8 protein-coding genes and 1 pseudogene are annotated in these 9969 nt (G+C 65.9%); 4 read left to right on the forward strand and 5 right to left on the reverse strand.

Going from position 1 to position 9969, the window contains the following annotated elements; all coding sequences use genetic code 11:
* Positions 1 to 30: 30 nt before the first annotated feature.
* The 5 genes from ACFVVI_RS08465 to ACFVVI_RS08485 all read right to left on the reverse strand — a co-directional run bounded on the left by ACFVVI_RS08465 (position 31) and on the right by ACFVVI_RS08485 (position 4613).
* Positions 31 to 732, reverse strand: coding sequence for a Crp/Fnr family transcriptional regulator (locus tag ACFVVI_RS08465; RefSeq protein WP_387444373.1), 702 nt, complete (start codon positions 730 to 732; stop codon positions 31 to 33).
* 139 nt (positions 733 to 871) lie between these two features.
* Complete coding sequence (locus ACFVVI_RS08470) at positions 872 to 2482, reverse strand: GMC family oxidoreductase (protein ID WP_387444375.1); 1611 nt, start codon at positions 2480 to 2482, stop codon at positions 872 to 874.
* Between the two features lie 119 nt (positions 2483 to 2601).
* Positions 2602 to 3108 (reverse strand): pyridoxamine 5'-phosphate oxidase family protein, encoded by a 507-nt coding sequence (locus tag ACFVVI_RS08475; protein WP_378996005.1) that lies wholly within the window; start codon positions 3106 to 3108, stop codon positions 2602 to 2604.
* 172 nt (positions 3109 to 3280) lie between these two features.
* Complete coding sequence (locus ACFVVI_RS08480; RefSeq protein ID WP_387444378.1) at positions 3281 to 4054, reverse strand: SDR family NAD(P)-dependent oxidoreductase; 774 nt, start codon at positions 4052 to 4054, stop codon at positions 3281 to 3283.
* 67 nt (positions 4055 to 4121) lie between these two features.
* Positions 4122 to 4613, reverse strand: a complete 492-nt coding sequence (locus ACFVVI_RS08485; RefSeq protein ID WP_387444380.1) for a beta-class carbonic anhydrase — start codon at positions 4611 to 4613, stop codon at positions 4122 to 4124.
* 1151 nt (positions 4614 to 5764) lie between these two features.
* Here ACFVVI_RS08485 and ACFVVI_RS08490 point away from each other — a divergent pair.
* The 4 genes and pseudogenes from ACFVVI_RS08490 to ACFVVI_RS08505 all read left to right on the forward strand — a co-directional run.
* Positions 5765 to 6103 (forward strand): hypothetical protein, encoded by a 339-nt coding sequence (locus ACFVVI_RS08490; RefSeq protein WP_378995999.1) that lies wholly within the window; start codon positions 5765 to 5767, stop codon positions 6101 to 6103.
* A 456-nt stretch (positions 6104 to 6559) separates the two neighbouring features.
* Positions 6560 to 7786, forward strand: coding sequence for a PP2C family protein-serine/threonine phosphatase (locus ACFVVI_RS08495; protein ID WP_387444383.1), 1227 nt, complete (start codon positions 6560 to 6562; stop codon positions 7784 to 7786).
* Entirely contained in the window at positions 7783 to 9405 is a 1623-nt protein-coding gene (locus ACFVVI_RS08500) for a CHASE3 domain-containing protein (RefSeq protein ID WP_387444385.1), read from the forward strand. Before ACFVVI_RS08495 ends, ACFVVI_RS08500 begins: the two co-directional genes overlap by 4 nt.
* Positions 9402 to 9836, forward strand: a pseudogene (locus tag ACFVVI_RS08505) (response regulator); the annotation flags it as partial. The gene ACFVVI_RS08500 and the pseudogene ACFVVI_RS08505, both read left to right, overlap by 4 nt.
* Positions 9837 to 9969 lie beyond the last annotated feature (133 nt).

Raw genomic sequence — 9969 nt, forward strand, 5'->3', positions numbered from 1 at the left:
TGTCTCGGCCTGTCATCACCCGTCGGCTGCTCAGTGGCTGTGAAGTTTTGCTGTGAGCTGCCGCAATCCGTCGCCGTCATCGATGCCGATGCTTCCTGGGCCGATGGTGATCAGGCGGTGTCGCTCGAATTCCTCGATGACCTTGTGGAACGACGGGCTCCGCACGCCGAGCATGGCGGCGAGCGTGCGCTGATCCAGCTGCACCGACCCGTCGACGGCTTCGTCGAGAAGCAATTGAGCCACCTGGACCGGGAGCGGGCGGCCGAGCATATCGGTCAGCCGGGTCTGGACCGTCGTAACCCGTTGCACCACAGTGGATATCCAGCGCCGAGCGATCTCGGGGTGGGTGGTGAGCACTGTGTCGAAATTGCGCTGAGGCAGGAACAGGCACTGCGCCTCGGCGAGCGTGCGCGCGGTGTATGCCAGTGGCACCCCCAGCACCAGCGCGATATCGCCGTCGACATCGCCAGGACCCAACATGCCTACCACCGCACGCTGTGTGCCCGACTCGACGGACAGTTCGACCTGCCCCTGCCGCACGATCCAGACTCCGTCCGGCGGTTGGTCCGCCGAGAACATCACCGATCCGGCGGGCAGGGCTTGGGGCTCGAGACGGTCGGCAAGGGCGGTGAGGTCGTCGAGACGCAGGGGAGCGGTGGCGCCGTGGCCTACCCATCGCGCGACCCAGGCCGCATGACGCACTCGGTGGTCGTCGAAAGACTGCTCACCCATATCGTGCAGCAAGTGGGAGAACGTTCGGTGGCTGTGTAGCATCGCGTGCTCCTGACGGTGCGTACGAACTGGTCAACCCACCGCCCATTGTCCTCCCTTCGGCAAGAGGCCCACCGCGTGTATACCGATGCGGAACCGCTCAGGGTCGAAGGATCAGGTCCGCGCACTTCTCGCCGATCATGATCGAGGGCGCGTTGGTGTTCCCGCCGATGATGGACGGCATGATCGACGCGTCCGCGACGCGCAGACCGTCGATGCCCGAAACCCGCAACGTCGGATCGACGACCGCACGCTCGTCGACTCCCATCCGCACCGAGCCCACCGGGTGGTACACGGTGTGAATTCGGTTCGGCAGCTCCGCGCGCAGCGACGCGTCGTCGGCGAACTCGGCCCCGGGGTTGATCTCGCCTGCGTTGTCGCCGGTTCCCGCCATGATCTCGCGCACCATCGCGATGCCTTCGAGCAGCACTTCCGCATCTTTGGGCACGCTCAGATACCCGGGGTCGATGAGTGGAGCCGCGGTCGGATCCGCCGAGGAGAGCCTGACGGTGCCCCGGCTCTCCGGGTAGATCAGCGTCGGGAAGACACTCTGCCCCGGTTTCTTCGTCGGCGGTACGACCCGCTTGTCGGAGTCCTGGTTGGGCGAGGGGTAGACCCAGTAGAGACTGAGCAGCTGCAGGTCGGGAATGTCCTGGGCGAACGACGTGCGCACGAACGCGACGGACTCGAACGATGATCCGGCCGCCCACGAGCTCCCTGGCCGGCGCTTCTCCGCGAGGAGTCCGCGCAGGAAGTACGACGGAGTCGGTCGACGCACCGCCGATTTCATGTTGTACGAGAGCGGGACGAAGAGGTGGTCGTGGAGGTTGTCGCCGACTGGCAGATCCGCGTGCACCGCGATACCGTGCTGCGCGAGGTGTTCGGCGGGACCGATTCCGGACAGTTGGAGGATCTGCGGCGACCCGAACGCTCCCGCCGAGAGGATCACCTCGCGCGAGGCGTGCACAATCTGCTTGCCGCCCTCGACCGAGATCTCGACGCCGGTGGCCCGCGAGCCGTTGATAACGATCCTGATGACCGTCGTCTCGGTGAGAACCAGCAGGTTCGGGAGCGGATCCGCATGGATGTAGCCCTGCGCGGTGGAGTAGCGCAACCCCTTCGCGGCGCTCTGCTGAAAGACCGCGACGCCTTCCTGACTTTCCGCGTTGTAGTCGTCGATGGCAGGCACACCCAGGCGCTCGGTCGCCGCTGCCATGAACGCGCGGGCCGCCTCGGTGAGATCGCTCTTCCGGGTGACCTTGATCGGGCCACCGCCACCACGGAGCTCGCTGGCGCCGCCCTCCCAATCTTCGAGTCGTTTGAAGTACGGAAGGACACCGGCGTAGTCCCAGCCCTCGCAGCCCTCGGCCGCCCAGTCGTCGAAGTTCTTCTTGTTGCCGCGGACGAAGAGCATGCCGTTCACCGAACTCGAACCACCCAGGACCCGGCCGCGCGTCATGGGGATCGTGCGGTCGAGCGCACAGCGCTGCGGCGTCGACTTGGAACCCCAGTCGAACAGCTTTTTCAACTGCGGCGTGGAGTGCATGACGTTGATAGCGCCGGGAATCTGGAAGAGCATCTTGGCGATGCCCTTGTCGTCGGCGCGCCCAGCCTCGATCAGCACGACAGACGCGCCACTTTCCGCAAGTCGGCGAGCTACCGCGCAACCGGCGCTACCGGCTCCAACCACGATGTAATCGGCGTCGGTCATCGGCGTTTCTCCGTTCGATTACCGTTCTTCCGGTACGGCGACGATCACCCTGCCGGAGACGACTTCCAGGATGCGGTCGAGAGTGGACCCCTTCATTGTGCTCGTCCGAAGGGCTCAGATCAGGGTTGAACGCCGGCTGTGCTGCCGCCGAGCGGCATGGCGGGCAGACCGAGTTTGCGATGGTCCCACGAGCGGATCCGCGTCGGCTCGACCCGAACGACGATGCGTTTGTGCATCATGGACTCGACCAGCGGACGAGCCTGCTCGGTGTAGGGACCGACGTAGCGGCGGAAGACGTCGATTCCGGCGTTCCAGTACTCCTCATCGGCGGGGTCCTCGATCAGATGCGCTGTTCCTTCGATCGACACGCCGCGCAACTGGTCGTAGGTGTCGCCCGCCTCGGCCATGCAGGTGAGGGTCGGGTTACGGCGCAGGTTGGTGGCCTTCTGCGACTTCGCCTTGGTCTCGAAGTAGATCTTGCCGTCGAGGTGCCCGAACCACATCGCTGTCAGATGCGGTTTCCCCTCGGCATCGAGGGTGGCCAAGGTGAGCACCCTGCTGCGGTCGAGGAACTGCGCGATCTCGTCCGCGCTCATCTGCACCGTGGCCCGCTGTTTGATTCCCACGTTCACCTTCCAGCTCGTTCGTTGCGCCGACCCTATCGAGCAACCGCGATCGGCGATCCCGAACGCGACTATTCCGCTGGTCAGCGGCCCATGTGGTTGTCGCCTGCTGGAATGGCGCGTCCCACAGGGTGAATCGCAGTAGTCGACAGCACTTCGGATGGGCGCTGCTGGTTCAGGACTGGCCGGGCAGCGGCACAATGCCCAGGTTGGCGTCGAGGCCACCGTCGACGACGAGGGTGGTGCCGGTGATGTAGCCGGCGGCGGGCGAGGCGAGGAACCAGATCGCCTCCGCCTGTTCACGTGGTTCCGCGAACCGTCCGAGTGGGATCCGGCGTTCGATCGCGGCGAGCAGTGCGAGGTCCTGGTGTACGCCGGCGGTGATGCCGGTGCGGGTGAGCCCGGGTGCGATGGCGTTGATCCGAATCCCCTGCGCGGCATAGTCGATCGCGACCGCGCGGACCAGGTTGATCAACGCGCCTTTGGACGCGTTGTAGGCCCAGTTTCCCGCATCGCCACGCAAACCGGCCACCGATGCGGTCAACACCGCGCAGCCCCCGGACCGACGCAATGCCGGAATCGCCGCTCGCAGCCCGCGAATCGGCCCGAGCAGGTTCACGTCGAGGATGCGGTCGGCTGTGCGTACCGCATCGGCGGCCTCGAGCGGCGGGGTGCCGCCGGTTCCGGCATTGAGGACGATGGTGTCAAGTCGGCCGAAACGGCTCAGCGCGGCGTCGACCGCGGCCTGGTTCACCGCGTCGGAGGACACGTCGCCGGCCAGGGTCACGATGCCGTCGCCGAATCCGGTCAGGCCGTGCTCGGAGAGATCCACCGCGACCACGTCGTGCCCGCGTTCGGCGAACAACTCGACAGTGGCTCGGCCGATACCGGACGCGGCGCCGGTCACGATCGCGACGCGACGCGCGTCGGCGGGGGAGGGCTCGCTCATCTGGGGCCTTGTATCGGAGCCCGAGCAGCGGATCTGATCTCGGCCACTCGGGCAGTCACACCGATGATCAGTCGAGTACTTCGTTCAGTTTTCCGGTCGCGACGTCGAAGACGAATCCGCGCAGAGAGGTGGTGCGCGTGATGAAGGGGCTGCGTTCGATGCGGCGCAGCGAGTTGCGGATGTCCTCGTCGAGATCGCCGAAGGCCTCGGCGGACCAGGTGGGCTTGATGCCGATCTCGTCCTGGATCGCCCGTTTGAAATCGTCGTCGGTGAAGGTGAGCATGCCGCAGTCGGTGTGGTGGATCAGGATGATCTCCGTGGTGCCGAGCAGTCGCTGGCTGATGGCCAGCGAGCGGATCTCGTCGTCGGTGACCACGCCGCCCGCGTTGCGGATGACGTGCGCTTCACCGTCGTGCAGGCCCAGGATGCGGTAGACATCGAGGCGGGCGTCCATGCACGCCACCACCGCGACGTGCTTGCTGGGCGGCAGCGGGAGCGGGCCGCTGAACTGCGCTGCGTACGCGGTGTTGTTACTGAGGTATTCGTCTGTGACGGTCATGGCGGCGTCCTAGGGTTGATGGGTCGCGACAACGAATCTCCGCCTTCATGGTTGGTGCTGTTTCGGAGGGCGGCCAGAGATTCGCGCAGATCGAGGCGAAGGGTCGTTCGCAGCGGTGCGAACGAGTAGGCGCCGCCCGTGTCGATGCCACGGTGCCTGCGTCGGGCAGGGAGGGAAGCCTGATCGACCGCGACCGGCCGCCTCTGTGGCCCGCACCTGTGCGGGGCGGTGTGTCGTCCAGGGCAACCTGATTCATCTATTGCGAGAGTTGATATGAAATCAGGATTCGCGTCAGCTGTGAATCGAATCCGGTCGCGAACATGATCCGTCGTGACGGCAGAGGTGTACCCGCCGGGGCCGTGTGCGTCAGCACTGCATGTCGACCGGCGCCGGGTCCATGGATGACTTGTATAAGAGATTCCTGTCGCATCCGTAGTGAAATGTCGAGCCAGCTATTTGCCGGGCGCGGGTATCGCAGTATGAATATTCGAGACGGAGTAATCGGGTTGTTCTGTGCCGCAGGTCAATTCACAGTTGGATGCAGTGTCGACAGTATGGTCATCGGCGGCAGGGGATGAAGAATTTTCGACCGCCCGGACCGGCCGTTCAGGCGTAGTATTCCGGTGCTTTCCGGTGTTTGACAGAAAATTCTCAACGCCAACATCGCGAAGCTGCGGAGTTTCCAGGGGAATGCTTCGACACTGCGACAGCGGCCACGACCGTAAGGACGCTATAGAACTGGCCGCGATAATGATGCCAGCCTTCCTCGAAGCTGAGCGCAACACGGTTCCGTTCGGCCGGTCGGGATATCTGCGCCGTATCGGCTCACTGGTTCACCTGGGCTGACCTCGCGGCCTCGGCATCTCGCCGACGTTCCTGTCGGCAGTGCTGTATCCGGGACGAGACTGGGCGTTTGCCGAGGTGGGAAGCGTCGTGACGGCTGCCCGAAGCGCCCTGTGCCACGCGGATAGACGGCCGCCCTCGCGCCCGGCTGCCGATCTCGCGCAGATCACATGCTCTTTGGTACGGCTCACAAACCCGCTTATGTTAGCTACTAATTAGCTATAAGATGTCCGGTTTGGCCCTCCATTTTCTGCGAATATTCGGGTACGGTCGACCATTGACGGGGAACTACTTCGACAGGGGGATCGATGGACGAGAACATCAGTGGTACCCCGCTATCGCGCGATGACGCAGGCGGCGATCGGGTTTCACGAAATCTTGAATACCGCTTTGCGGCTCATGGCGCTGAATCTTATGACAGCGAGACCGCTCATCTCCACGATGTCGTGGATCAATTGGAGTACGCGGTACAGGTTTGTTCGCGCGAGAGCATCCCGCTTCCCTTCGTGTTGAAGGAAGTCGAAAAGGCACTCGGTGTGGACCTCGACGATCTCTCGGCAGACTGGCCTTCCGCCCTCCGTCTTCACCTCGTCGATTACGTGACGGCGGTGTTCGCGAAGGACCACCTCCAGCCACCACATATGTGACAACGAGGCCCGTCGGCGGCCGGTGTGGTGCATGTCGATGCGGCGGGCAAGCCTCAGCGGCTCGCGCGCAGTATGCGGCTAGCGCGCAGTACGCCGGGCGATTCGCTCTCGAACCTTCGGATCCGTGGAGGTAGCCGGCGATGAGCTCAGGGGCGGAGTGGCCTTCGATAGGGTGGTCGACCTCGCGGACACGCAAGTCCGGGCACGTAGTGCGATAGGCGAAGGTGTCCATGCCCACGCCGAAATCCCGCGTGGGCATGGGTGTCGGCGCAATCGGATAGCATCCCCGGTACTACCTTTCGGTCCAGCAACCGGCCGGCGGAGTCAGTTCGCGTCGTGGGCGCCTGTGATCGGAGGCTTTCGTGCACACCCTGGGTTTTGTGCTGTCCAGGTGGGGAGGGGGAGGTCTGATGTGGCGCGAGCAGGCGACTCTCGGCTGCGCCGACGGTGGTCGTGGTGCGCAGTGACGCGTTGAACGCCGATCTCATCGCGGCCGGGCCCAGATCGCAACGTCAACTCCGCATACTGCTGGTCGAGGACGACCCCGGCGACGCCTTGCTGGTGGAAGAGATGGTCGCCGATCTGTCTCCGCGCCCGCACCTGGATTGGGCACGCACCTTGACCGAGGCCGGCGAGCGCCTACGCGCCGACGTCCCCGATTGCGTGCTGCTCGATCTGCATCTGCCCGATGCACACGGACTCGAGGCGCTGGCCGGGATCCGCGACCGCAACGATCAGGTCCCTGTCGTGGTGATGACCGGGCTCGACCAAGAGCGCACCGGGCTGTTCGCGTTGGCCTCCGGCGCGCAGGACTACCTGGTCAAGGGCCGGGTGGACCCGGAATTGTTCGGGCGCGCAGTGCGTTACGCGATCCAGCGCAAGCAGGCCGAACTCACCAGCGCGGCCCTGCAGGCCAGTCAGATGCGGGCGCAGGAGAACTCCCGGCTCGAACGCGGACTGTTGCCGACCCCGCTGTTGGGTGCCGACCCCGCAGTGGAGGTGGTGTCGCGGTATCGGCCCGGCCGCGACCACTCACTGCTCGGCGGGGACTTCTACGACGTGGTCCAGGACCCGACCGGCATCGTGCACGCCATCATCGGTGATGTCTCCGGCCACGGTCCCGACGCCGCGGCGACCGGGGTCGCATTGCGGCTGGCGTGGCGCACGCTGGTGCTCAGCGGTGTCACCGGCGCCAGGCAACTGAGCCTGCTCGAGGAAGTGCTGCTCGCCGAACGCGCCGACCAGCAAACCTTCGCCACCGCTACCAGCTTGGTACTCGACCCGGCGACCCGGCACGTGTCGGTACGCCGCGCGGGTCACCCCGGCATGCTGTCGTGCACCGGTGCTGGACTGAGTTGGGTGGAGGTGCCCGGCGGACCGGCCCTCGGTTTCGTGCCGGGCTACGCGCAGTGGCCCGCGCACGAGGTGGCACTGGCGGATGAGGCGGGGCTGATGCTGTTCACCGATGGACTGTTCGAAGGGCGCGTCGGCGACGGCAGCACCCGCCTCGGCGAGGACGGATTGTTCGCACTGGCACAGACACTGCCCGTCGGGCAGCCCGAGTCCTTCGTCGACGCGCTGATCGGGCAGGTGGCGGAGCTTGCCTCGGCGGCAGGCGGTTTGGATGACGATGTGGCCATCCTGTATTTGCGGTGGAGTGATGTGACGAGGCGGATGACGTGACGAGTAGTGCACCAGCCCGGTCGGGGTCGATCCGTCAGCTGACGGCACAGGGCTGGTTCCAGCTCGTGTTCGCGCTGATGATCCTGGTGGTGGTCGTCGGTGCCGCGGCGGGTGCACAGGTCATCGCGCACACCAGCCGGGTCACCGATCGTCTGCTCGCCGAAACTCTGCCCGCGTCCACCGAAGCCCATCGGCTGCAGGGTGCGCTGCTGAATCAGGAGACCGGCATCCGCGGCTACGCCATCACCGGGGACCCGCAGTTCCTCGAGCCCTACGACCGAGGGCGCCAGGAGCAGACACGCGCCGCGGACCGCTTACGGGAGCTGCTCGTCGGCCACCCCGGATTGCTCGCCGACCTCGCCGCTGTCGACCTCGCCGCCCAGCAGTGGCGGGCCGACTTCACCGATCCGGCGACCGGGGCCGTGTCGTCTCGCACGGGCATCGGTCTCGATGCCGCCACCGGAGCGGTGCGTCGAAAGGCGCTCTTCGACGCCGTGCGCGATACCTTCGCGGTGCAGAACGACCATCTCGTCGCGGTCGTCGACAGCGATTCCGCCGAGCTGGCAAGCGCACGCACCACCCGCAACATCGTGCTGTGGGGCATCGTCGCGGTCTTCCTGCTGACCGGGGTGCTGCTCACCGTGCTGGTACGGCGACTGGTGGTACGGCCGTTGGGCTATCTCACCGAGTCGTCGCGGCGGGTAGCCGCGGGGGAGTTCGACGCGCAGATCGAGGCTGTCGGTCCTTCCGATATCGCGCTGGTCTGCGAGGCGGTGGAGAACATGCGCCACCACATCGTCGCCGAGCTCGATTCCACGCGCATCCAGGAGGCGGCACTGCTGCGCCAGAAGCAGGATCTCGACATCCAGGCCGAGGAACTGCGCAGATCCAACACCGAGTTGGAGCAGTTCGCCTACGTCGCGTCCCATGACCTGCAGGAGCCGCTGCGCAAGGTGGCCTCGTTCTGCCAGTTGCTCGAGAAGCGCTACGGCGACCAGCTCGACGAGCGCGGCAAGCAGTACATCGACTTCGCCGTCGACGGTGCCAAGCGCATGCAGGTGCTGATCAACGACCTGCTCACCTTCTCCCGCGTCGGCCGGATGTCGGAGGGCACCGAGCCGGTGGGCCTGGATCAGACCCTGGACGAGGCGATGGCCGCCTTGTCGGCGACCATCGAGGAATCCGAGGCCGTGATCGAGCGCCCGGCGGCGTTGCCGGAGCTCCTCGGGGAACCGACCCTGTTGATCATGTTGTGGCAGAACCTCATCGGCAACGCGATCAAATTCCGCACGCCCGGCCTGACCCCTGTGGTCCGGGTGGCGTGCGCGTCCAACGTCGACGACGCCGAGGAATGGGAGTTCTCGGTGTCGGACAACGGAATCGGCGTCGCGGCCGAATTCGCGGAGAAGGTCTTCGTCATCTTCCAGCGTCTGCACCCGCGAGATGCGTACGGCGGCACCGGGATCGGACTGGCCGTGTGCAAGAAGATCGTGGAGTTCCACGGCGGCCGGATCTGGCTCGACACCGACTACCGTGACGGCACCCGCCTGTGCTTCACCCTGCGGGCGGCAGCGCCCGCGACCACCGCCGCATCCATCGAGAACGAGGTATTCGCATGACCGATCCCGCCCAGCCGGTCGATATCCTGCTCGTCGAAGACGACCCCGGCGACGAACTGATGACGCGGGAAGCCTTCGAGGACAACAAGATCGGCAACACGCTGCACGTGGTCAGGGACGGTCAGGAAGCGCTGGACTTCATGTATCGCACCGGCGCGCACGTCGACGCCCCACGGCCGGATCTGATCCTGCTGGATCTGAACCTGCCCAAGTACGACGGCAGGCAGGTGCTGGAGAAGATCAAGGCCGACCCGGAGCTGTCCCACATCCCCGTGGTCGTGCTCACCACATCGGCGGCCGAGGAAGACATTCTGCGCAGTTACAAACTGCACGCGAACGCCTACGTCACCAAGCCGGTGGATCTCGACCAGTTCATCGCTGCGATCAGGCAGATCGATGAGTTCTTCGTGCAGGTCGTGGGGGGGCCGCGCGGGGGGGGGGCCCCCCCGGGGGGCGCGGGGGCGGGGGGGGGGCCCGCGCCGCCCGGGGGCCCCCCCCCCCCCACCCCCCGCTTCCCGTCCTTCGCGGCGGCCGCCTCCCGCGGTGTCAGGACGCCACGAGTGC

The sequence above is a fragment of the Nocardia sp. NPDC058114 genome (genome assembly GCF_042884695.1).
In the GTDB taxonomy this organism is placed as follows: Bacteria; Actinomycetota; Actinomycetes; order Mycobacteriales; family Mycobacteriaceae; genus Nocardia.

Excerpts from the sequence above, each read along its gene's own strand:
- ACFVVI_RS08465 (WP_387444373.1), bottom strand. The coding sequence starts at position 732 with ATGGGTGAGCAGTCTTTCGACGACCACCGAGTGCGTCATGCGGCCTGG.
- ACFVVI_RS08470 (WP_387444375.1), bottom strand. The coding sequence starts at position 2,482 with ATGACCGACGCCGATTACATCGTGGTTGGAGCCGGTAGCGCCGGTTGC.
- ACFVVI_RS08480 (WP_387444378.1), bottom strand. The coding sequence starts at position 4,054 with ATGAGCGAGCCCTCCCCCGCCGACGCGCGTCGCGTCGCGATCGTGACC.
- ACFVVI_RS08485 (WP_387444380.1), bottom strand. The coding sequence starts at position 4,613 with ATGACCGTCACAGACGAATACCTCAGTAACAACACCGCGTACGCAGCG.
- ACFVVI_RS08490 (WP_378995999.1), top strand. The coding sequence starts at position 5,765 with ATGGACGAGAACATCAGTGGTACCCCGCTATCGCGCGATGACGCAGGC.